General features: G+C 68.3%; 21 protein-coding genes and 2 tRNA genes. 10 read left to right on the top strand and 13 right to left on the bottom strand.

Annotation, left to right across the window (positions count from 1 at the left end):
- Nucleotides 1-206: 206 nt before the first annotated feature.
- A tRNA-Arg gene (locus BKK79_RS05300) sits at nucleotides 207-283 on the bottom strand.
- A gap of 123 nt (nucleotides 284-406) precedes the next feature.
- Here BKK79_RS05300 and greB point away from each other — a divergent pair.
- A complete protein-coding gene (greB, locus tag BKK79_RS05305; RefSeq protein WP_071011776.1) occupies nucleotides 407-991 on the top strand; it encodes a transcription elongation factor GreB in 585 nt (194 codons plus the stop codon).
- Between the two features lie 54 nt (nucleotides 992-1045).
- Here greB and BKK79_RS05310 read toward each other — a convergent pair whose 3' ends face one another.
- The 4 genes from BKK79_RS05310 to BKK79_RS05325 all read right to left on the bottom strand — a co-directional run bounded on the left by BKK79_RS05310 (nucleotide 1046) and on the right by BKK79_RS05325 (nucleotide 5651).
- Complete coding sequence (locus BKK79_RS05310) at nucleotides 1046-3469, bottom strand: RelA/SpoT family protein (protein WP_071038428.1); 2424 nt, start codon at nucleotides 3467-3469, stop codon at nucleotides 1046-1048.
- A 220-nt stretch (nucleotides 3470-3689) separates the two neighbouring features.
- Complete coding sequence (gene rpoZ / locus BKK79_RS05315; RefSeq protein ID WP_006578656.1) at nucleotides 3690-3893, bottom strand: DNA-directed RNA polymerase subunit omega; 204 nt, start codon at nucleotides 3891-3893, stop codon at nucleotides 3690-3692.
- Nucleotides 3894-3976: 83 nt separating this feature from the next.
- Entirely contained in the window at nucleotides 3977-4627 is a 651-nt protein-coding gene (gmk, locus tag BKK79_RS05320) for a guanylate kinase (RefSeq protein ID WP_071011774.1), read from the bottom strand.
- Between the two features lie 88 nt (nucleotides 4628-4715).
- On the bottom strand, nucleotides 4716-5651 hold the full coding sequence (locus BKK79_RS05325) for a YicC/YloC family endoribonuclease (protein ID WP_071037282.1): 936 nt from the start codon (nucleotides 5649-5651) through the stop codon (nucleotides 4716-4718).
- A gap of 158 nt (nucleotides 5652-5809) precedes the next feature.
- Between BKK79_RS05325 and BKK79_RS05330 the strand changes: the two genes are divergently transcribed.
- The 5 genes from BKK79_RS05330 (at nucleotide 5810) to hemW (ending at nucleotide 10730) form a co-directional block, all read left to right on the top strand.
- Nucleotides 5810-6862: a serine/threonine-protein kinase gene (locus tag BKK79_RS05330; RefSeq protein WP_071011771.1), complete on the top strand. Its 1053-nt coding sequence runs from the start codon at nucleotides 5810-5812 to the stop codon at nucleotides 6860-6862.
- A gap of 154 nt (nucleotides 6863-7016) precedes the next feature.
- Nucleotides 7017-7931 (top strand): PP2C family protein-serine/threonine phosphatase, encoded by a 915-nt coding sequence (locus BKK79_RS05335; RefSeq protein WP_071011769.1) that lies wholly within the window; start codon nucleotides 7017-7019, stop codon nucleotides 7929-7931.
- A 197-nt stretch (nucleotides 7932-8128) separates the two neighbouring features.
- Complete coding sequence (rph, locus tag BKK79_RS05340; protein WP_071011767.1) at nucleotides 8129-8848, top strand: ribonuclease PH; 720 nt, start codon at nucleotides 8129-8131, stop codon at nucleotides 8846-8848.
- A gap of 11 nt (nucleotides 8849-8859) precedes the next feature.
- Entirely contained in the window at nucleotides 8860-9477 is a 618-nt protein-coding gene (rdgB, locus tag BKK79_RS05345; RefSeq protein ID WP_071016200.1) for an RdgB/HAM1 family non-canonical purine NTP pyrophosphatase, read from the top strand.
- Nucleotides 9474-10730, top strand: a complete 1257-nt coding sequence (gene hemW, locus BKK79_RS05350; RefSeq protein ID WP_071011765.1) for a radical SAM family heme chaperone HemW — start codon at nucleotides 9474-9476, stop codon at nucleotides 10728-10730. Before rdgB ends, hemW begins: the two co-directional genes overlap by 4 nt.
- Before the next feature lie 76 nt (nucleotides 10731-10806).
- Here hemW and BKK79_RS05355 read toward each other — a convergent pair whose 3' ends face one another.
- On the bottom strand, nucleotides 10807-11334 hold the full coding sequence (locus tag BKK79_RS05355) for a glycine zipper 2TM domain-containing protein (RefSeq protein ID WP_071011763.1): 528 nt from the start codon (nucleotides 11332-11334) through the stop codon (nucleotides 10807-10809).
- Between the two features lie 225 nt (nucleotides 11335-11559).
- Between BKK79_RS05355 and BKK79_RS05360 the strand changes: the two genes are divergently transcribed.
- Nucleotides 11560-11649: transfer RNA gene (locus BKK79_RS05360), tRNA-Ser, on the top strand.
- Nucleotides 11650-11733: 84 nt separating this feature from the next.
- Here BKK79_RS05360 and BKK79_RS05365 read toward each other — a convergent pair.
- The 3 genes from BKK79_RS05365 to gudD form a co-directional block, all read right to left on the bottom strand.
- Nucleotides 11734-12117 (bottom strand): hypothetical protein, encoded by a 384-nt coding sequence (locus tag BKK79_RS05365; protein WP_071038429.1) that lies wholly within the window; start codon nucleotides 12115-12117, stop codon nucleotides 11734-11736.
- Between the two features lie 73 nt (nucleotides 12118-12190).
- Nucleotides 12191-13237, bottom strand: a complete 1047-nt coding sequence (locus BKK79_RS05370) for a Bug family tripartite tricarboxylate transporter substrate binding protein (RefSeq protein WP_083383996.1) — start codon at nucleotides 13235-13237, stop codon at nucleotides 12191-12193.
- A gap of 73 nt (nucleotides 13238-13310) precedes the next feature.
- A complete protein-coding gene (gene gudD / locus BKK79_RS05375) occupies nucleotides 13311-14684 on the bottom strand; it encodes a glucarate dehydratase (RefSeq protein ID WP_071037283.1) in 1374 nt (457 codons plus the stop codon).
- Nucleotides 14685-14824: 140 nt separating this feature from the next.
- On the opposite strand from gudD, the gene BKK79_RS05380 reads away from it, so the two are divergent.
- Both BKK79_RS05380 and BKK79_RS05385 read left to right on the top strand, forming a co-directional pair.
- A complete protein-coding gene (locus BKK79_RS05380) occupies nucleotides 14825-15574 on the top strand; it encodes a FadR/GntR family transcriptional regulator (protein ID WP_071037284.1) in 750 nt (249 codons plus the stop codon).
- Between the two features lie 142 nt (nucleotides 15575-15716).
- On the top strand, nucleotides 15717-17294 hold the full coding sequence (locus tag BKK79_RS05385) for an aldehyde dehydrogenase (NADP(+)) (RefSeq protein ID WP_071037285.1): 1578 nt from the start codon (nucleotides 15717-15719) through the stop codon (nucleotides 17292-17294).
- A 135-nt stretch (nucleotides 17295-17429) separates the two neighbouring features.
- Here the strand turns inward: BKK79_RS05385 and BKK79_RS05390 are convergent, their stop codons facing one another.
- Genes BKK79_RS05390 through BKK79_RS05405 form a run of 4 tightly spaced genes read right to left on the bottom strand, consistent with a single transcriptional unit; the run spans nucleotide 17430 to nucleotide 20918 of the window.
- Nucleotides 17430-18599 carry an osmoprotectant ABC transporter ATP-binding protein OsmV gene (locus BKK79_RS05390; RefSeq protein ID WP_071011756.1) on the bottom strand — a complete coding sequence of 390 codons (1170 nt, stop codon included), beginning with the start codon at nucleotides 18597-18599 and terminating at the stop codon, nucleotides 17430-17432.
- 2 nt (nucleotides 18600-18601) lie between these two features.
- Nucleotides 18602-19249, bottom strand: coding sequence for an ABC transporter permease (locus BKK79_RS05395; protein WP_071011754.1), 648 nt, complete (start codon nucleotides 19247-19249; stop codon nucleotides 18602-18604).
- Nucleotides 19250-19259: 10 nt separating this feature from the next.
- Nucleotides 19260-20174, bottom strand: a complete 915-nt coding sequence (locus tag BKK79_RS05400; RefSeq protein WP_197523951.1) for a glycine betaine ABC transporter substrate-binding protein — start codon at nucleotides 20172-20174, stop codon at nucleotides 19260-19262.
- A 27-nt stretch (nucleotides 20175-20201) separates the two neighbouring features.
- On the bottom strand, nucleotides 20202-20918 hold the full coding sequence (locus BKK79_RS05405) for an ABC transporter permease (protein WP_071011751.1): 717 nt from the start codon (nucleotides 20916-20918) through the stop codon (nucleotides 20202-20204).
- Nucleotides 20919-21619: 701 nt separating this feature from the next.
- Between BKK79_RS05405 and BKK79_RS05410 the strand changes: the two genes are divergently transcribed.
- On the top strand, nucleotides 21620-22549 hold the full coding sequence (locus tag BKK79_RS05410) for a pirin family protein (protein WP_071011749.1): 930 nt from the start codon (nucleotides 21620-21622) through the stop codon (nucleotides 22547-22549).
- Nucleotides 22550-22722 lie beyond the last annotated feature (173 nt).

Here is a 22722-nt window from a genome sequence, read left to right on the forward strand (position 1 = left end):
ATGCATTGCATTGGGCGGCTTCGTCTTCTCGACAGAAACGACAGAAACGTCACCAGCGGATTTGTGATCCAGGACACTTGCAGCCTAGTAGTCCGCGCTGGACTGCGCAAGACATGCGGGATGGCCCGCGCGCGGCGGGACACCATGCACACGGCGTCGCAATGCAAAAAGGGCTTCCGTTTCCGGAAGCCCTTTCTTCTCATAGGTGGCGCGGCTGGCAGGATTCGAACCCACGACCCCTTGGTTCGTAGCCAAGTACTCTATCCAACTGAGCTACAGCCGCACGCGAGAAAAAGATTATATCGTACTTTTCATTTTTGTGAACCCCCTTCACTCACTTTTTTGCCGGGCTGGGCCTGGGCATCCTCGCTTCCTATAATGGGAGCCCAAGCGATGTGATCCGAACATGAACAAGGCGTTTGTCAAAGAGTCGTCCGGCGATGACGATGACGACCTGCCGGAAGGCGCGGCACCGCTGCCGCCCGGCACCAAGAACTACATCACCGCGCAAGGCTACCAGCGGCTGCGCGATGAGTTGATGCACCTGATCGACGTGGATCGGCCCGACGTGGTCCAGATCGTGTCGTGGGCGGCGTCGAACGGCGACCGTTCCGAGAATGGCGACTATCTTTACGGCAAGAAGCGCCTGCGCGAGATCGACCGGCGCATCCGCTTCCTGACCCGCAGGCTGGACAAAGCCGAAGTGGTCGACCCCTCGCTGCAAGGCGACAACGACCAGATCTTCTTCGGCGCCACCGTCACTTATCTCAATGGCGCCGGCGAAGAGAACACCATCACCATCGTCGGCATGGACGAGGTGGATCTCGACCAGCATCGCGTCAGCTGGATCTCACCGATCGCCAAGGCCTTGATCAAGGCCCGCGAGGGCGACACGGTGCCGCTGCGCACACCCAACGGCGTCGAACAGATCGAAGTGCTGGAGGTCCGCTACCCGCCGCGCCGGAGCGCCGGAGAGGCGGGCACGGCCTGAGCGCGCCGCCGCGCGGCATCGCCTGGCGCACCAAGCGCCGGGCGGCATGCCGACTCAGTTGTCGTTACGGTCGCGGAAGATGCGGATCACATCCGGGTCGCGCCGCAACGCCCGCATCACGTTGGCCAGGTGCAGGCGGTTCTGCACCTGGATGATGAACTGCATGTAGGTCGCTTCCTGGTGGATGACGTTCTGCTCCATCGCCACGTGCGCGACATTGGCATCGGCCGCCGTCAGGTCGGCCGCCACGCGGGCGACGATACCCTTGACGTTGCGCACCATGACCTTGATGGAGACATCGAAGGAACGCGTGGTCTTGTGCGCCCACATGACATCGATCCAGTGCTCCGGATCCTTGCTGTGCAGCCGCTTGGCAACCTTGCAGTCCTGCACATGGATCTGCAGGCCTTCGCCCTTGCCCAGGTAGCCGACGATGGAGTCGCCGGGAATCGGCCGGCAGCAGGTCGAGAAAATCATCGACATGCCTTCGTCGCCGGTCACCGCCACCGCCGGCGCTTCTTCGCCGGCAAAGGTCTGTACCGCCGCCATCAGCGAGCTGTCGGTATCGCCTGACAGTTCCTGCAGCAGGATTTCCATGCGCTTGGCCACCACGGCCGGCACGCGGCGCCCCAGCGCCAGGTCGGCGAAGATGTCCTCGCGCTGCTTGTTGCCGGTCCACTGGATCATGCGCTCCCACACCATCGCAGGCACCGCCTTCAGGTCGATGCCGAGCTGGCGCGCGGCCTGCTCCAGCAGACGCTCTCCCAGCTGGATGGCTTCGTCGAGCTTGGTGGTCTTCAGGTAGTGGCGGATCGCAGCGCGCGCCTTGCCGGTGCGAACGAAGGCCAGCCAGGCCGGGTTGGGCTTCGAGTACGGCGCCGTCACCACCTCGACGATATCGCCGCTCTTGAGCTCGGTGCGCAGCGGCAGCAACTCGTTGTTGATCTTGACGGCGACGCACTGGTTGCCCAGGTCGCTGTGCACCGCGTAGGCGAAGTCCAGCGCGGTGGCGCCGCGCGGCAGCGCGCGGATATGCCCCTTGGGCGTGAAGACATAGACCGCGTCCGGGAACAGGTCGATCTTGACGTGCTCAAGGAATTCCTGCGAGTCGCCGGTCTGGCTCTGGATATCGAGCAGCGACTGCAACCACTGGTGTGCCTGCTGCTGGATCTCGTTGGCCTGCTCCGGCTGGTGCTTGTACATCCAGTGCGCGGCCACGCCGGCCTCGGCGATCTGGTGCATCTCGCGGGTGCGGATCTGGAATTCCACCGGCGTGCCGAACGGGCCCACCAGCGTGGTATGCAAGGACTGGTAGCCGTTGATCTTGGGGATCGCGATGTAGTCCTTGAACTTGCCGGGCATGGGTTTGTACAGCGAGTGCAGCGCGCCCAGCGCCATATAGCAGTGCATCTGCGTCTCGACCACCACCCGGAAGCCGTACACGTCCAGCACCTGCGAGAACGACAACTGCTTGTCGTGCATCTTGCGGTAGATGCTGTACAGCGTCTTCTCGCGCCCGGACAGCTCGGCCACGATGCCGGCATCGGCCAGGGACTTCTGCGCGGCCTCCAGGATGCGCTTGACCACTTCGCGGCGATTGCCCCGCGCCGCCTTGACAGCCTTTTCCAGCGTGGCGTAGCGGAACGGCGAGCCGACCTTGAACGACAGCTCGAGCAGTTCGCGATAGGTGGTGTTCAGGCCAAGACGGTGGGCGATCGGCGCGTAGATCTCCATCGTCTCGAGCGCGATCCGGCGCCGCTTCTCCGGCGGCACGAAATCGAGCGTGCGCATATTGTGCGTGCGATCGGCCAGCTTGACCAGGATCACACGGACATCGCGCGCCATCGCCAACAGCATCTTGCGGAAGCTCTCCGCCTGCGCCTGCTCGCGGCTCTGGAACTCGAGCTTGTCGAGCTTGGTGAGGCCGTCGACCAGTTCCGCGACCTTGGGACCGAAGCGCTCGGCCAGCTCGCCCTTGGTCACGCCCTGGTCTTCCATCACGTCGTGCAGCAGTGCCGCCATGATGGACTGCACATCCAGCCGCCAGTCGGCGCACAACTCGGCCACGGCCACCGGGTGAGTGATATAGGGCTCGCCGCTCTGGCGATACTGGCCGAGATGGGCCTCGTCGGAAAACTGGAAGGCTTCCCGCACCAGGGCCTGGTCGGCAGGCTTCAGGTACGACAGCTTCTCCATCAGACGGGTGATGGAGATGACCTGCTGGCGGGGAGGAACGGCCGGCTGGGAGGTCGGGCCGAAAAAGTGGCGGTAGGACTGCTCCAGCACCGCATCGATGAACAGGGCGTCGGCGGCGGCCGGGGCGGCAGCCCCTGGCGCGGGCACAGCCGGCGCCGTCGCCTGGCTCGCCTCCTGCTGGCGCGCCTTGGCCTGCGCGATCGGCGGGACCACCGCGCGTTCGCCCACCACGTTACCGCCGAGCGGATCCGGCAGGTTGGGCGCCCCGGTACGCGCCGTCACCGGGCCCTGGCCCGGCGTGCCGCGCTTGCGGCCCGAGACGGAAGCGCCATGGGCTTCCGTCTCAGTGAGCGCTTCGCCACGCGCGCCGGCCGGCGCCACGCCGGTGCCGGGCACTGCTGATACGTGGGAAGGCTGGGAAGAAGACATCGAGGCGGCCTCCGGGATCCGGCTGGGTACGCGCATGCACCAGACTGAGTGTTACCGCAGGCCGCCCTGGCGATCAGGTCGGGACCTTCTTCAGCATCTCGATGCCGACCTGGCCGGAAGCAATCTCGCGCAGCGCCACCACGGTGGGCTTGTCCTTCGCCTCCACCTTGGGGGTATGGCCCTGCACCAGCTGGCGTGCCCGGTACGTGGCCGCAAGCGCGAGCTCGAAGCGGTTCGGGATGTGTTTCAGACAATCTTCGACGGTAATACGCGCCATATCAAATCTACCTTGGGACTAAACCTATGCGATGTCAGCCATTTTACAGCACGCGGGCGCAAGCGTTGCCAGCGCGCCCGCTCTCAGTGGATGCCGAGCTCGACAAAGAGGCCGCTGTGGCGCGCCTTCTGCGCCGAAAAGCGCAGACGGGTCGCGCGAACGACGCTGCTGAGCTCTTCGAGCGCCTGCTCGAATACCTCATTGATGATCACGTAGTCGGACTCGCTGGCATGCGCCATCTCGCTGCCGGCGGCCAGCAGGCGCCGCACGATGACGTTCGGCTCGTCCTGTCCGCGCTTATTCAGCCGCTCTTCCAGCGCCGTCAGCGACGGCGGCAGGATGAAGATCTCGACGGCATTGGAGAAGCGCTTGTGCACCTGCTGCGCGCCCTGCCAGTCGATCTCCAGCAACACGTCGTTGCCCTGCGCCATCTGCTCCTCGATCCACACGCGCGAGGTGCCGTAGTAGTTGCCGTGTACCTCTGCCCACTCGAGGAAATCGCCGCGCGCGCGCGCTGCGCGGAAGGCGTCGATACCGGTGAAGTGATACTCGCGGCCATCCTGCTCGCCGGGGCGCGGCGCGCGCGTGGTGTGCGAGATCGACAGACGGATGCTGGGGTCGCGCGCCAGCAGCGCGTTGACCAGCGTGGACTTGCCCGCGCCCGATGGCGCCACCACCATGAACAGGTTGCCCGGATAGGCGGTGTCGAGAGTACTGGTGGTCGATTCGTTCATGATGATCCGATGTTGCCTGGTGAAGAAGTATTGCCATGCCGGCCGGCTGCCGCGCCGGGCCGGGAAAAACGGGATGCCGGAAGACGGCTTACTCGAGGTTCTGGACCTGCTCGCGCATCTGCTCGATCAGCAGCTTCAGTTCCATCGACGCATCGGCGAGTTCCTTGGCCGCGGCCTTCGAGCCGAGCGTGTTGGCCTCGCGGTTCAGCTCCTGCATCATGAAATCGAGCCGCTTGCCGACCTGCCCGCCCTTGCCCAGGATATGGCGCGTCTCGTTCAGGTGAGCCTGCAGGCGCGACAGTTCCTCGGCGATATCGATACGGATGCCGTAGACCGTGGCCTCCTGGCGGATACGCTCGGTGATCTCCTCGCGGCTCATCGACGGCATGCCGCCCGGCGCCGCCAGGTTGAATGCCTCCTGCAGGCGCTCGGTCAGCTTTTCCTGATGATGGGCGATCAACTGCGGGATGGTCGGCGTCAGGCGCTCGACGATGGCCAGCATCGCGTCGACCCGCTCCAGCAGCGCCGCCTTGAGGGCCTCGCCCTCGCGGCGCCGCGCTTCCAGCAACTGTGCCAGCGCTTCCTTGGCGGCCCCGGTCACGGCCTCGCGCAGTGCATCCTGCGACAGCTCCGGCTCGACCAGCACGCCGGGCCAGCGCAGGATCTCGCCCATGCGCAGCGAACCCGCCTCGCGGAAGGTCTCGGCCACGGTGCGCTCCAGTTCGCGGATCTGCGCCAGCAAGCCATCGTTGAGCGCCAGCGTGGCACCGCCGGCGTCGGCACGCTGCAGGTTGATGCGGCATTCCAGCTTGCCGCGCGACAGCTTGGCCATCAGCATCTCGCGCAGGGCAGGCTCGAATGCGCGGCATTCCTCCGGTGCGCGGAACAGCAGGTCGAGGAAGCGCGAGTTGACGGTGCGGAACTCGACCGAAACGGCGGCCGTGCGGCCGCTGGGCTCTCCCTGTGCGTTCGTCAGCGGCGCGTGGCGCGTAGCCACGCCATAGCCAGTCATGCTGTGGATCATCAGATATTCTCGCGAATGGGCCGGCTCGCGCCGGTGCGGCGGGGTGCCGCGGCACGCCGGGCAAAGCCGGAAAAGACGGCCGCCAGGCCCCTATTTGTATTCTTTACAAGCAAGCGATTAGCCGGGACAATCCGGAGGCAACCCCGTCACCGAAACCTATGACAGAGTCCAAGGGCACGTCACAACCAAAGAGTGCACCGCTGCCCATCGGCACGCTGCTGTCCAATTATCGTATTGTAAAGAAGTTGGCCAGCGGGGGGTTCAGTTTCGTCTATCTGGCCACCGACGAGACCGGCACGCCGGTCGCCATCAAGGAATACCTGCCGGGCGCGCTGGCCCGCCGCAGCCCCGGTGAACTGATCCCGGTGGTCCCGGACGAGAACGCCGCGTCGTTCCGGCTCGGCCTGAAGTATTTCTTCGAGGAAGGCCGCTCATTGGCCCGCATCTCCCACCCCAGCGTGGTGCGCGTGGTCAACTTCTTCCGCGAGAATGGCACCGTCTACATGGTGATGAACTATGAGATGGGCAAGACGCTGCAGGAACACATCCTGCAGGCGCGCCAGCAGGGCCGCCCCAAGGTGCTGCGCGAGCATTTCATCCGCAGGGTCTTCCATGCCCTGATGAGCGGGCTGCGCGAAGTCCATATCCACAAACTGCTTCATCTCGACATCAAGCCGGGCAACATCTACCTGCGCGAGGACGAGTCGCCGATCCTGCTCGACTTCGGCGCCGCACGGCAGACGCTGACGATGGAGGCCGCGCGCTTCCAGCCGATGTACACGCCCGGCTTCGCCGCGCCCGAGCTCTACGGCAAGCACAGCGAACTGGGACCGTGGAGCGATATCTACAGCCTGGGCGCCACGCTCTACGCCTGCATGGCCGGCATGCCCCCGCAGGAGGCCAACCAGCGTGAGAAGGACGACCGCATGGGCGATGCCATGACCCGCCTGCGCGCCAGCTATACGGGGGGACTGGTCGACCTGGTCGAGTGGTGCCTGCGGCTTGCGCCGGCCGAGCGCCCGCAGAGCGTGTTCCGCCTGCAGAAGGAACTGCGCGAGCAGACCAATGCCCTGAGCGAGCAGGCGCCCGCGCCGGCACCCGCCGCTCCGGAGCCCGCGCCGACCACGCGCCTGATGACGCTGCTGCGCCGCCGCGAAGACCAGGCCGGCCCGGCCACCGAGCCCAAGCGCCTCGGCGGCGGCCGCGACTGACCCACGCTCCCGGAGACGTCCCGACACGCGCCCGGCGCGCATCGCAAATCACACGACCGATGCCCGCCTGGATGCCGCTATCATGAACCAGTGTGCCGGCAAGCGCCGGCAACCCTGACGCCGCCACCCACGAACCCAACCGAAACCAGCCAACATGCGATTTTCCGTTTACCAGGAAAGCCGGAAAGGCGGCCGACGCAGCAATCAGGACCGCATGGGCTACTGCTTCACTCGCGACGCGCTGTTGATGGTGCTTGCCGACGGCCTGGGCGGCCACGCGCTCGGCGAGGTCGCCGCGCAGCAGGCCCTGCAGACCCTGGCCCACCAGTTCCAGGCCCAGGCACGTCCGGCCGTGCGCAATCCGGCCGACTTCCTGCAGGACTCGATCATGCTGGCCCACCGGCAGATCCACCGTTACGCGGAAGCCAAGCGCCTGCCCGACATCCCGCGCACCACGGTGGTCTGCTGCCTGGTGCAGAACGGCCAGATCCACTGGGCCCACGCCGGCGACTCGCGGCTCTACCTGATGCGCCGCGGCCAACTGCTTACGCGCACGCGCGACCACTCCAAGATCGAGAACCTGCTCCAGCAGGAACGCGTGCTGCCGATGCACGTCGCCAACCATCCGGAGCGCAACAAACTGTACAACTGCCTCGGCTCACCCAACCTGCCGCTGATCGACATCGGCGGCCCGGTGCGGCTGGAACCCGGCGACGTGGCCCTGCTCTGCTCCGACGGCCTGTGGGGCAGCCTGGATGAAAAAGTGCTGGTGGATACGCTCAGCCAGCTCTCCGTGGTGCAGGCCATCCCCACCCTGATCGAGCAGGCGCTGCGCCAGGCCGGCGAAGGCGCGGACAACACCACCGCCATCGGCATGATGTGGGAACTGGAGGCGCAGGCCGCCAGCGAGGAAGCGGTGATGACGGACACCCTGCCGCTCAATGCCTTTACCACCTCCATCCTTGAGCACGACGGCAGCGAGGGCGATCTGCTTTCGGAAGAGGAGATCGAACGTTCGATCGCCGAAATCCGTGCCGCCATCGACAAGAGCAGCAATCTGATGCGCTAGTCGCAAGGCGCTGCCCCGCAAGGCTCCGGCCTTGCGGCACGCCGTTCCCGGGCCTGGCGCGGCTCCCGGGCGGACCGGGTTCTTCCACGAGTCCCTGGCGCCGGGCGCCGGGCGCAGCCGCGGCCGTACCTCCGGCACGGGCCGGCCGCGGGCGGTAGAATCCGGGTCTCGATACCGATTCTGAAGACAAGACAACCATGCGACCCAGTGGACGCGCAGCCGAGGCGCTGCGCCCGATCACCCTGACCCGCCAATACACCCGCCACGCCGAAGGTTCGGTGCTGAGTGCCTTCGGCGATACCAAGGTGCTGTGCACCGCCAGCGTGCTGGCCAAGGTCCCGCCGCACAAGAAAGGCAGCGGCGAGGGCTGGGTCACGGCCGAGTACGGCATGCTGCCGCGCGCCACGCACACCCGCTCGGACCGCGAAGCCGCGCGCGGCAAGCAGACGGGACGCACGCAGGAAATCCAGCGCCTGATCGGCCGCGCGCTGCGCTCGGTGTTCGACCTGGGCGCGCTGGGCGAGTACACCATACAGCTCGACTGCGACGTGCTGCAGGCCGATGGCGGCACCCGCACCGCGGCCATCACCGGCGCCTTCGTGGCCGCGCACGATGCCGTGTCGATGATGCTGCGCGACGGCCTGATCACCGCCAGCCCGATCCGCGACTTCGTCGCCGCAGTCTCGGTCGGCATGGTCGGCGGCGTGGCGGTGCTCGACCTCGACTATGCCGAGGACAGCAACTGCGATACCGACATGAACGTGGTGATGACCGGCAGCGGCGGCTTCGTCGAAGTGCAGGGCACGGCCGAGGGCACGCCCTTCTCGCGCGCCGACCTCGACGCCATGACGCGCCTTGCCGAGCAAGGCATCGCCGAGCTGGTGCGCCACCAGCGCGAGGCCCTGGCGCTCGCATGAAGGAGCACGCCATGCAACGCCTGGTCCTGGCTTCGAACAACGCAGGTAAATTGAAGGAATTCAGCGCCCTGCTCGCGCCTTACGGCTTCGACGTGGTACCCCAGGGCCAGCTCGGCATCCCCGAGGCCGAGGAACCGCACGTGACCTTCGTCGAGAATGCGCTCGCCAAGGCGCGCCACGCCAGCCGGCTGTCGGGCCTGCCCGCGCTGGCGGATGACTCCGGCATCTGCGTCGACGCACTTGACGGTGCGCCGGGTGTCTACTCGGCACGCTACGCGCAACTGGCCGGCAAGGAGAAGAGCGATGCGGCCAACAACGCCCACCTGGTCTCGCAACTGGCCGGCAAGCTGAACCGTGGCGCGCAGTACCACTGCGTGCTGGTGCTGGTACGCCACGCCGACGATCCGCGTCCCCTGATCAGCGAAGGCAGCTGGGCCGGTGAAGTCGTGGACACGCCGCGCGGCACCGGCGGCTTCGGCTACGACGCGCACTTCCTGCTGCCCGAGCTGGGACGCACTGCGGCCGAACTGAGCGCGGAGGACAAGAACCGCATCAGCCATCGCGCCCTGGCGCTGGCGGCGCTGACGGAACGCCTCGGCAAGAACGGCCTGCAGGCGGCGCAGCCATGATCCCGATCCGGCCCGTCGCGGCCGACCCGCCCTCCGCATCGCCCGCGACGCCCGACCGGGCCCGGCAGCTCTGGCTGCAGCCCGGCCAGATCGCGCTACCCGCACTGCCGCCGCTGTCGCTATACGTGCACGTGCCGTGGTGCGTGCGCAAGTGTCCCTACTGCGACTTCAATTCGCATGCGGCACCGGGAGCCGAGGGCAGCCACGAGATCCCCGAAGACGACTACCTCGACGCGCTGCGCGCCGACCTGGAACAATCGCTGCCACTGGTGTGGGGGCGCCAGGTGCACACCGTCTTCATCGGCGGCGGCACGCCCAGCCTGTTGTCGGCGCGCGGCCTCGACCGGCTGTTGTCCGACATCCGCGCGCTGCTGCCGCTGGATGCCGACGCCGAGATCACCATGGAGGCCAACCCCGGCACCTTCGAGGCCGAGCGCTTCGCCAGCTACCGCGCCAGCGGCGTGAACCGGCTGTCGATCGGCATCCAGAGCTTCAACGACCGCCACCTCGCCGCGCTCGGCCGCATCCACGGCACGGCGGAGGCGCACCGCGCGGTCGAGATCGCGCTGGCCAATTTCGACAACGTCAACCTGGACGTGATGTATGCCCTGCCCGGGCAGTCGCTGCAGGAATGCGCCCAGGACCTGGAGACGGCGCTGGGCTTCGGCACCACGCACCTGTCCCTGTACCACCTGACGCTGGAACCCAACACCCTGTTCGCCAGGTTCCCGCCCGCGCTGCCCGACGATGACCTCGCCAGCGACATGCAGGACCTGATCGAGGCCCGCACGGCCGAGTCCGGCCTGCGCCATTACGAGACCTCGGCCTATGCGCGGCCGCACCGCGAATCGCGCCACAACCTGAACTACTGGCGCTTCGGCGACTATCTCGGCATCGGCGCGGGCGCGCACGGCAAGCTTTCCTTCGCCAACCGCGTGCTGCGCCAGATGCGCCACAAGCACCCCGCCACCTACATGGCGCAGGCGAAGTCCGGCAACGCCGTGCAGCAGGCGCACGACGTGTCGGCGGACGAGTTGCCGTTCGAGTTCATGCTCAACGCGCTGCGCCTGACCGAGGGCGTGCCGGCCGCCAGCTTCCACGAGCGCACCGGCTTGCCGCTGCACACCATCAGCCGCCAGCTGGCCGCGGCCGAGGCCAAGGGGCTGCTCGAAGCGGATCTGACGCAGATCCGGCCCACGGAACTCGGCCGGCGCTTCCTCAACGACCTGCAGGAGATGTTCCTGAAGGCGTGAGCTGCCTTGGCACGGAAACGAAAACGGCGCCCGAAGGCGCCGTTTTCCTTGCTGCAGCGCCGGCCGGCGTGCGGCATCAGTAAGGCGTGGCCCTGTCGTTGGCGACCTGGGCACGCGCGCCGACACGCAGAGCACTCACGTCGCTCTGGGTCACGGTGGCCAGCCGGCCGTCGTCCAGGCGCACATTGACCCGGTAAGCGGTACTGGTCGAACTGCCCACGCGCTTCTCGACCTGGTTGCCGGCCACCGCGCCAAGCACGGCACCGCCGATGGTGGCGATGGTCTGTCCGGAACCGCCGCCGATCTGGTGGCCGACCAGGCCGCCAGCGGCGCCGCCGAGCAGGGTGCCGACGATACCCGAACTCTCCCTCGTATTGGTGAGCGGTTCGATCGACTCCACGCGCCCGTAGAACACCGAGCCCGCCGGCGCCTGGTAGGTATTGCCTTGCGGCTGGCCCTGGTAGCCGGTGGTCTGCGGCGGAGGCGCGCCATAGCCGCCGCCATAGCCACCACCGTAGCCGCCGTAGCCGCCCGGCTGTGCGCAGCCGGCGAGGCCGGCGATAGCGGCCACCGCCGCAATACTGAACCAGATCTTGCCTTGCATCTATGTTTCTCCTCAAGAGCCGGGAGAATACGCTGAGATCCGCGTACCCGTACCCGAGACATGACTAGGAGCACGCCTCGGCGGCCAAGGTTCCGCATGGCCGCCGCGACCTGCCCCGGCCGGCACCGAGGCAGGCCATTACCCCTGCCTGGAACCGCCCTCCCTTGCTATAATGCGCGGCCCGGCCAGCGCCGGCTGCCGCGCTACAATGCGCGTACACTTTCAGGAGACGTGGCCGAGTGGTTTAAGGCAGCAGTCTTGAAAACTGCCGATGGGGTGACCCATCCGTGAGTTCGAATCTCACCGTCTCCGCCACCTTCAAACGGCCCGGGCCAACGCCCGGGCCGTGTCCATTGTAGAGGATGCCGGGATGCCGCCGCCGTGTCGCCCGGCCCCACCTCATGGGCGCGCCTTGCGTTCGGCGGGGCCCGGCGCCATCAGCAGGCCGAGAGCCTGCTGCACCGTGATCCCCAGGCGATAGCCGTGCGCCAGCGCCTGCGCGCAGGCCGGCACGGCATCGGGGCCCGCATGGCGGATCTGTTCCCGGTAGGCTTCGAGTTCGTAGCGCAGGCGCCAGCGGCGGCTCAGCAGATAGCACAAGGGCATCAGGCCGAAGCTGCGCCAGAACTGCCGGACGTGCACCTTTTCGTGGGCCAGCAAGGCGGCGTCCGCCCCCGGCCGCAGCAGGATCAGCGGACCGGGCGCGAACCCGTCGAAGCCGCGCGGGATGCCCCAGCGCGTTTCGACCAGCAGGCAAGGAGGAGACAACAGGACGCGGATCACCGCGCCAGCATACACGTCCCGCCAGGGCGCGGTACACCTTGCGCCGGCGGGAGTGCCTGGCGACCTGAGACGGCTATTCGAGCGTGATCTTGCCGGTTTCGATCACCGTCTTCCAGCGCTGCAGTTCCTGCTGCTCGAACTGCGCGAACTGGTCGGGAGTATTGGCTACCACCTCGAAGCCGCTCTCGCCCAGCTTGTGCCGCATGACCGGTTCGTTGAGCGCGCCCACCAGCGCCGCGTGCAGGCGCGCCTTGACGTCGGCCGGCAGGCCGCGCGGCGCCGCCACGCCCTGCCAGGAGTACACCTCGACATCCTTGACACCGGCTTCGGCCATGGTCGGCACGTCGGGCAGCACGGCGGCGCGCTTGTCGGCGGTGACCGCCAGCGCCTTGAGCTTGCCGGCCTTGATGTACTGCAGCACCGCGTTGATGTTCTGGAAGGACAGGTCGGTCTGCCCCGCGAGCAGGTCAGAGATGGCCGGTGCGCCCCCCTTGTAGGGCACGTGCAGGCCGCTGGTGCCGCTCATCTGCCAGAACAGCGCGGCGGTCAGGTGATCGGAAGAGCCGGCGCCCGAGGTGGCGAAGGCCACCTTGCCCGGATTCTTCTTCATGTAGGCGACCAGGTCGCGCACATTGCCGGCGGGAAAGTCCGTGCGTGCCACCAGCACATTGGGCGCGCGCACGGCGACCGTCAGCAGGTCGAAGTCCTTGGCCGGATCGTAGGCCAGGTGCTTCTGCAGGAAGGGATTGACCGCGTAGACGCCGATCGAGGCGACCATGATGGTGTAGCCGTCGGCCGGCGCCCGCTTGACCATGGTGGCACCGATGGCGCCGGTCGCGCCCGGCCGGTTGTCGACCACGAAGGGCTGGCCCAGCTTCTCGTTGAGCGGGGCCGCCAGCATGCGCGCGATGGTATCGGTGGAACCGCCCGCCGGGAACGGCACGACCACCGACACAGCCTTCTGCGGCCAGGCCGGCGCGGCCGCGCCGGCCGCCGTCGCATGTGCCGCCAGGGCCAGGGCGGTGCCCAGCGCAAGGGCCGAGTGGCGCGCCAGGCGGCGCACGGTCGTGATCAGGCGGCCGTCGGCCCGGCTGCCGGCGCCCAGGTTGGATGCAAGCATATTGTCTCCTCGTTGTGTTCTGTTTCGAGTGGAATGGGAATGCGCAAAGGCGCGGCCGTGCGGCCGCTGCGGATCACCTCACCATGCACGGCGCCTTGTTGTCGAAGCGCCAGCCGGGAATCAGGTACTGCATGGCGGCAGCGTCGTCGCGCGCGCCAAGGCCCAGGCGCTTGTAGCGCGCGTGTGCCAGCTCCAGCTGCGCCATGTCCAGCTCGACGCCCAGGCCGGGCGCGGTGGGAACCTTGACCTTGCCTTCCTCGATCACCAGCGGCGTGCGGGTCAGCCGCTCGCCGTCCTGCCAGATCCAGTGGGTGTCGATGGCCGTGATGCGCCCCGGCGCGGCGGCAGCCACGTGCGTGAACATGGCCAGCGAGATGTCGAAGTGGTTGTTCGAGTGCGAACCCCAGGTCAGGCCCCACTCCGCGCACATCTGCGCCACCCGCACCGAACCCTGCATGGTCCAGAAGTGCGGATCGGCCAGCGGGATGTCCACCGCGCGCAGGCGCACGGCATGGCCCATCTGCCGCCAGTCGGTCGCGATCATGTTGGTGGCAGTAGGCAGGCCGGTGGCGGTGCGGAATTCAGCCATGATCTCGCGCCCGGAATAGCCCTCCTCCGCGCCGCACGGATCTTCGGCATAGGCCAGCACGCCGTGCTTGTCGCGGCAAAGCCGCACCGCCTCCGCCAGCGACCAGGCGCCGTTCGGGTCGAGCGTGATGCGCGCCTGCGGAAAGCGCTCGGCCAGCGCCGTGACGGCTTCCATTTCCTCATCGCCGCGCAGCACGCCACCCTTGAGCTTGAAGTCATTGAAGCCATAGCGCGCATGCGCCGCCTCGGCCAGGCTCACGATCGCCTCCGGTGTCATTGCCGCTTCGTTGCGCAAGCGGAACCAGGCATTGTCCGCGTCGGCCTCGCTGCGGTAGGGCAAGGGCGTGCGCGCGCGGTCGCCGATATAGAACAGATAGCCGAGCATCTCCACCGCGTCGCGTTGCTGGCCTTCGCCAAGCAATGCGGCCACCGGCACCCCGAGATGCTTGCCGAGCAGGTCGAGCAGGGCCGCTTCCAGCGCGGTGACGGCATGGATGGCGATGCGCAGGTCGAAGGTCTGCAACCCCCGGCCACCTGCGTCGCGGCTGGCGAAGGCAGCGCGGGCACGGTTGAGCACCGCCTGGTAGTGGCCGACCGGCTGGCCGACGACCAGCTCGCGGGCATCTTCGAGCGTCCGGCGGATGCCTTCCCCGCCGGGCACCTCGCCCACGCCGGTATGGCCGGCGCTATCGCGCAGGATGACGATATTGCGCGTGAAGAAGGGGCCGTGCGCGCCCGACAGGTTCAGCAGCATGCTGTCATGCCCGGCGACGGGCACCACGGTCAGCTCGGTGACCACCGGCGTGGCAGGGAAGGAAGCGCCGATGGTGGTGGCGGCGGTGGACTGGGATTCGGGCATGGCGGCCGGGTCTCCGGAAGGGTCGGATCCGCCATGCGGGGATCGCATCGGCATCCGGCCCATATATGTTATCAGTCGTCGTATGACTTATCACGCAGTATAATGAGGCTATCCAGAACCGGTCAAGGTCCGCCGCCACCATGTCCAACCAAGCGCTTGCCCCCTCACCTTCCCCGCGCCGCCGCGGCCGCACGCTGGCCGAGGAAGCCGTCGGCAGCCTGACCGAGCGCATCCGCCAGGGGCAGCTCAAGCCGGGTGACAAGCTGCCAACGGAATCGGAGATCATGGCCGCGCTGGGTGTCAGCCGCACGGTGGTGCGCGAAGCGCTGTCGCGGCTGCAGGCCAGCGGACTGGTGGAAACCCGCCACGGCATCGGCACCTTCGTGCTGCCGCCGCCGGCCGAGGCACCGACACCGTTCCGCCTCGACCCCGCCACCGTCGGCACGGCGATGGACGTGCTGGCCATGCTCGAATTCCGCGTCAGCCTCGAAGCCGAGGCCGCCAGCCTGGCCGCGACGCGGCGCAGTGAGGCGGAGCTTGCCGAGATGCGCCGCGCGCTCAACGAACTGGAGCGCACCGCCGCCGCAGGGCAGGATTCGGTCGGCTCCGACTTCGCCTTCCACCTGGCGATCGCGCGCGCCACTGGCAACCGTTATTTCACCGACATCATGAGCCACCTCGGCACCATGGTGATCCCGCGCAGCCGCCTGCACGTCAGCACGCCCGAGCGCGAGCAGTACCTCGAACGCGTCAATTTCGAGCACGAGAACATCTTCGACGCCATCGAGCGGCGCGATCCCGAGGCGGCCAAGGCCGCCATGCGCATGCACCTGACCAACAGCCGCGAGCGCCTGCGCAAGGCCTCCGCCGCCCTGGAGAACGAGGCCTGAGGAGGGCCTGCACGCCGCTTGCGGTGGCACATCCCATGTTGTAGGATGTCTTATCACAGGAGGCTGAACAACAGCCTGCCCGATGCCTCCGGCCGGCCCGCCCCCGGACCGGTGCCGCCAACCCCCTTGCAGGAAGACCCAGATGAACATCACCGGCGACATGCTGATCGGCGCAAGTGCCGTGCGCGGCCAGCAAACCCGACTCCACGCGATCAATCCGGCCACCGGCGAGACCCTGGCGCCGGTCTTCGGCGGCGGCGGGGAAGCCGAGGCCGAGCGCGCCTGCGCCCTGGCGGAGGCCGCCTTCGACACCTTCCGCAACACCCCGCCCGAGACCCGCGCCCGCCTGCTGGAAGCCATCGCCGACGGCATCGAGGCGCTGGGCGATGCCCTGATCGAGCGCGCCCACGCGGAAAGCGGCCTGCCGCTGGCGCGGCTGCAGGGCGAACGCGGCCGCACCGCCGGCCAGCTGCGCCTGTTCGCCCGCGTACTGCGCGACGGCCGCTGGCAGTCGGCCACGCTGGACAGCGCCCTGCCCCAGCGCACGCCGCCGCGCCCCGACCTGCGCCTGCAGAAGATCGCGGTGGGCCCGGTGGCCGTGTTCGGCGCCAGCAATTTCCCGCTGGCCTTCTCGGTGGCCGGCGGCGATACCGCCTCGGCCCTGGCGGCGGGCTGCCCGGTGGTGGTCAAGGCGCATTCGGCCCACCTCGGCACCTCGGAACTGGTCGGGCGCGTGATCCAGAAGGCAGTGGCCGACGCCGGGCTGCCGGAAGGCGTGTTCTCCCTGCTGGTCGGCTGCGGCACCTCGATCGGCACCGCGCTGGTCGCGCATCCCGCCATCCAGGCGGTCGGCTTCACCGGCTCGCGCGCCGGCGGCCTGGCCCTGGTGCAGGTCGCCAGCAGCCGCCCGCAGCCGATCCCCGTCTATGCGGAAATGAGCAGCATCAACCCGGTCTTCCTGCTGCCGGCCGCGCTGCGGTCGCGCGGCGGCCAGATCGCGCGCGACCTGGTCGATTCGCTGGTGCTGGGCGCGGGCCAGTTCTGCACCAATCCCGGCCTGGTGCTGGCACAGCAAGGTGACGCGCTGGATGCCTTCCGTGCGGCTGCGGTCGCCGCGCTGCAGGACAAGGCTGCCGCGACCATGCTGACGCCCGGCATCCATCGCGCCTACGAGCAAGGGGCCGGGCAGCTCGCCGAGGTCGAAGGCGTGCAGCGCATCGGCCTGGGCTGCGCCGCCGCGGGCCCGAACCAGGCGCGCCCGGCCCTGTTCGAGACCACCGCCGCGCGCTTCCTGGCCGACCACCGCACGCAGGCCGAAGTCTTCGGACCGTCATCGCTGCTGGTGGTGTGCCGCGATGCCGACGAGATGCTGGCGGTGGCCCGCCACCTCGAAGGCCAGTTGACGGCCACGGTACAGGCGGATGCCGCCGACCACGCCCAGGCCGGCAACCTGCTGACGGTGCTGGAGCGCAAGGCGGGCCGCGTGCTGTTCAACGGCTATCCGACCGGCGTGGAAGTCTCGTTCGCGATGGTGCACGGCGGCCCGTTCCCGGCCACCTCCGACACGCGCGCGACCTCGGTCGGCGCCAGCGCCATCGAACGCTTCCTGCGCCCGGTGTGCTACCAGAACGTGCCGGCCGAACTGCTGCCGCCGGCCCTGCAGGACGCCAATCCGCTGAACCTGTGGCGACTCAAGGACGGCGAGCCGGTCAAGGGCTGAGCCCAGCCGGGCGGCGGCCGGAGCGCCGTGCCCCCCGCCCGATGGCACGGCCTTGTTCAATGAAAAAAGGGCGGACCTGCGGCCGCCCTTTCCCCAACCGGGCCGATGCGATGCCTGAGGCAGCCTCAGCCGGCCTCAGGCCGCCGCGGCCAGCACCCGCGCATTGCCCTGCGCATTGCCCTGCGCATTGCCACGCGAACGCCCCGAACTCAGGTAATCCGCGATCGATTCCTGCGTGACCTCGCCGAGATAGGCGCCATCCCCGTCCACCACCGGCAGCCAGCTGGTGTTGTGCTGATACATGCGCGACAGCAGGATGCGCAGGTGCTCGTCGGCCGCCGCGGCCGCGGCGAACGGCCGCAAGGCCTCGGCGCAACTGCCCTGGCGCGCGCGCGCATCGCGCCGCGCGACGTAGCCCAGCGCGCGCTGGCCGGCATCCAGCACCGGCAGGTGGCGCACGTCGTGCTCATCCATCAGGGCGAAGGCCTCGCCCAGGCTCATCTCCGGGCGGCACACCGGCGGCATCGTCGCGGCATCGCCGGCGCGCACCAGCAACAGGCGCTTCAGCGTATTGTCATGGCCGACGAAGGCCTGCACGAAGTCATCGGCCGGATGCGCCAGCAGCGCATCGGGATGGTCGAACTGCACCAGCTTGCCGCGCCGGAACACCGCCACCTTGTCGCCCAGCTTGATGGCCTCGTCGATGTCGTGCGACACCATGATCACGGTCTTGCCAAGCTGCCGCTGCATCTGGAAGAACTCGTTCTGGATGCTCTCGCGGTTGATCGGGTCGACCGCGCCGAAGGGCTCGTCCATCAGCAGCACCGGCGCATCCGCGGCCAGCGCGCGGATCACGCCGATGCGCTGCTGCTGGCCGCCCGACAGCTCGCGCGGATAGCGCGACAGCATGCGATCGGGATCGAGCTGCACCATCGCCATCAGCTCGCGCGCGCGCTCGCGGCAGCGCTGCTTGTCCCAGCCCAGCAGGCGCGGCACGACCATGATGTTCTCCTCGATGGTCATATTGGGAAACAGGCCGATCTGCTGGATCACGTAGCCGATCTTGCGGCGCAGCGCCACCTCGTCGATCTCCGTGGTGTCCTCGCCGTCGATGCGCACGATGCCCGAAGTCGGCTGGATCAGGCGGTTGATCATCTTCAGCGTGGTGGTCTTGCCGCAGCCGGACGGGCCGAGGAACACGCAGATCTCCCCCTTGGGGACGGTCAGGGAAACGGCGTCGACGGCGGTCACCGCGGAGCCGTCCTTCTGCGGGAAGGATTTTGTGAGTCGGTCGAGTTCGATCATGGTCAGCGGATTCCTTTCGGTGTCAGGGCCTTCTGCAGCCACTGCAGGCAGGCATCGGCCACGATGGCGAGCAGGCTGACGAGAACGGCGCCGATGGCCAGCTTGCTCATATTGCTCTGGCTGATCGCCTGCAGGATCAGCACCCCAAGGCCGCCGGCGCCGATGAGGGCTGCGATGGTGGCCACGCCGATATTCATCACCACGGCGGTACGCACGCCACCCAGGATCACCGGCACCGCCAGCGGCAGGTCGACCAGGCGCAGGCGCTGCCACGGCGTCATGCCGATGCCGCGCCCCGCCTCCTGGATGCCGGGGTCGACATTGGCCAGCGCCGTATAGGTGTTGCGCATGATGGGCAGCAGCGAATACAGGAAGACCGCGGTCACCGCCGGCACATAGCCCAGCGCGTGGCCGAAGCGGGCGAAGACCGGGATCATCAGCCCGAACAGCGCGATCGACGGCAGCGTCAGCACGATGGTGGCCAGCGCCAGCAGCGGCGCGGCCAGGCAGCGGAAGCGGGTGATCAGGATGCCCAGCGGCACGCCGATCAGCACCGCCATGCCCACCGCCGAACCGACCAGGGCCAGATGCTCGCCGGTCAGCCGCAGCAGCATCGGCCAGCTATGTTGGAGGTAGCTCAACAGGTCCATGCCGCTCTCCTCAGATCAGGCCCTGGCTGCGCAGGAAGTCCTGCGCGACCTTGTCCACCGGCTGCTGCTCGATGTCGACCTGGTAATTCATCGTCGTCATCTTCTCGTTGTCGAGCCTGGCCGACAGGGCGTTGAGCAGGCCGGCCAGTTCCGGATGGCGCTCCAGCGTGGCCTTGCGCACCACCGGCACAGCGTTGTAGGCCGGGAAGAAATGCTGGTCGTCCTCCAGCAGCGCGAGGTCGAAGCCCTTGACGCGGCCATCGGTGGTGTACACCAGGCCCAGTTCGACCTGGTCGTTCTTCAGCGCGGTATAGACCAGGCCCGGATCGAGCTGGATCACGTCGCGCCGCGTGAACGGCAGCTGGTAGCTGAGCTTGAGCGGCTCCAGCCCGTCGGGCCGCGCGGCGAACTCCATGTCGACGGCGAAGGGATGGCGCGTGCCCTCCCCTGCGTCGCGCATCTTCTGCGCGAGCTGCGACAGCGTGGTGACGCCGGCAGCCTCGGCGCGCCGGCGCGGCATCGCCAGCGCATAGGTGTTGTTGACGGCGGAAGCATCCAGCCACACCAGCCCGCGCGCCGCATCGAGCGCCTTGACGCGCTCATAGCTGGCCTGGGCATCGAGCTTCTCCTCCACCTTGTTGAAAACGATCAGCGCGGTGCCCGTGTAGTCCCACACCACATCGAGCTGGTCGTTCTCCATCGCCTGGCGCATCAGCGTGCTGCCCAGGCCGGTGGTCAGCTCGGTCGGCACGCCCTTGGCCTGCAGGTATTGCGAGGTCATCGAGGCCAGGATCAGCTGCTCGGTGAAGTTCTTGCCGCCCACCCTGACCACCTCGGGCTGGGCATGCGCGGCGGTGTGCACCAGCGCCAGGCCGGCGGCGGCCAGGATCAACAGGCGCGCGATGGCGCCTCGGATCGATTGCATCGGATTCTCCTTCTCGTTGGACGCCATTCAGCGCCCCAGCCCGCGCCGGCTCAGGTACAGGTGGCCGGCGGCGGCGAACAGGCCGTCCAGGGCCAGCGCCAGCAGCGCCGTGGCGGCCGCACCCAGCAGCAGCAGCGGCTGGTTGTTCAGATAGATGCCTGGGAAGATCAGCTCGCCCAGGGAATTGGCGCCGATCAGGAAGGACAGCGGCACCGTGCCGACATTGATCACCAGGCTGATGCGCACGCCGGCCAGGATCACGGGCAGGGCATTGGGCAGCTCGACGCGCAGCAGTTGCTGCGCCGGCGTCATGCCGATGCCCCGCGCGGCCTCGCGCAAGGCGGGCGAGACATGGCGCAGGCCTTCGCAGGTATTGCGCACGATGGGCAGCAGCGAGGCCAGCCACAGCGCCAGGATGGCAGGACGCTCGCCGATGCCGAACACGGCCAGCGCGAGCGCCAGCACGGCCAGCGAGGGAACGGTATTGCCCACGTTGAAGACCTGCATCAGCCGGTCCGACCAGCGCTGCATGCAGGGCCGGCTCAGCGCGATGCCGGCCGGGATGCCGGTGGCCAGCGCCAGTCCCATCGACCACGCCACCAGCCGCAGGTGATCGGCCACGTCGTACAGCAGGCGATCCTGGTAGCGGCGGATGACGTCCACGCCGATCCACGCGGCCAGGGCGGCCAGCGCGGCAAGCGTCACGCATCCCCAGGCCAGTGCCCGCACGGATTGCTTCGACATATTCCCCCTCTTTCCGGGCCGGCACGGACCAAGCACTGTCCGGCACCGGCTGGCGGATGACATGAAGGGCGCAAGCGGTCGCGGTGGGGTGCCGCCTGGCCCGGATCAGATTGCATTGCCCGCCATGACCGGCAGACAGGCCGGTGGACGAGCGGCGGACCCCAGCACGCGGCAGCAATGCACACGGCGAGAGGCCCAATTGACGGGACGCCGGCCCGGCGGGCCGGACGATCCCTGAAGCGGCGCAACCGGACGCCGGCAGATGCCGGTAACGGAAGGCCAGTGGCAGCGCAAATATGAGGTTTCCGACGCGCCGCCGGATCAATCGGCCGTTGCGGCAGGGCAAGGCGAGCGGACTCGCGACCCATGAACTCGCAGCAACGGATGGCAAAGAGACGTCTATTTTACACAACTCCATCCAATTTGTCACATTCAGCAATCTTCGCCCTTGAAATCATGCACATCGCACCCGCTCCCGCACCCTGCCGGAATGCCCGCGAGCCGAGGCTGGTCAAGGGCTGGCGCCGATCCAGAGGTGTTGCACTGCTGAATGCAATTCCTGCCGAATGATGCCGCCGATAGAACAATGTTTTGCTGCCGCCACCCCTACCGCCGGCCCGCCCAAGCCTTACATTGGGAGGGTGGATAAACCGTGGCGGCCGCGCCCCTCGCCCCCGCCACGTAACAGGAGATTCGACAACATGGAACACCGCAACCGCTTCCCCACCGTACCGGCCACCGCAGAAGAAACGGTGCGCCGCTCGCGCGCCATCGATCGCGTGGTGCGCGGCATCCCTACCTCGGACGGCGACGGCGTCAAGCTGACCCGCGTGCTGACGCACAACCTGCAGCGCCGGCTCGACCCCTTCCTGATGCTCGATGCCTTCGGCTCGGACAGCAAGGACGACTACATCGGCGGCTTCCCCGCCCACCCGCACCGCGGCTTCGAGACCATCACCTATATGCTGGCCGGCCGCATGCGCCACCGCGACAGCGCCGGCAACGAGGGCCTGCTGGAGAATGGCGGCGCCCAGTGGATGGTGGCCGGGGCCGGCGTGGTGCATTCGGAGATGCCTGAGCAGGAAGACGGCCGCATGGAGGGCTTCCAGCTCTGGCTCAACCTGCCTGCCGCCGACAAGATGGCCAAGCCCTGGTACCGCGACCTGCCCAGCGCAGCGATCCCGGGCGTGGCGCTGGCCAACGGCGCGACCGCGCGCGTGCTGGCCGGAAGTTCGCACGGCGTCGCCGGCGCGGTCAGCCGCCCGGTGACGGAACCGCTCTACCTCGACGTGCACCTGCCGGCGGGACAGGCGTTCGCGCAGGCGCTGCCGGCCGGCCACAACGCCTTCGTCTACGTCTACGCCGGCGAGGTCACGGTCGGCGAAGGCGCGGACGCGGCGGTACTGGAAGCCCAGCGCATGGGCATCCTGGACAATGCCGAGGGCGCCGACGGCGTGGTCGTGCGCGCCAGCCAGGATGCGGCCTTCCTGATCATCGCCGGGCGCCCCCTGGGCGAGCCGATCGCGCAGTACGGCCCCTTCGTGATGAACACGCAGGAGCAGATCTACGAAGCGCTGGCCGACTACCGCGACGGCCGCTTCGCCCAGATCCCGGCGACTGCCGGCGCCTGATCCCGCACGGTCCCGCCCCGGGGCCCGCACCGGACGCGCCCGGAGTCCCGCCACACACGGCGGGCTCCGGGCGTTTTGTCTTTATCCCGCCCGCCGCGCCGGCACCCCGGGGCGGCATGCCGGCGCAGGCAGTACGCCCCCCCCTCCCCTCCCCAGCCGGCCGCCGATGCCCG

Source organism: Cupriavidus sp. USMAA2-4, assembly GCF_001854305.1.
GTDB lineage: Bacteria > Pseudomonadota > Gammaproteobacteria > Burkholderiales > Burkholderiaceae > Cupriavidus > Cupriavidus malaysiensis.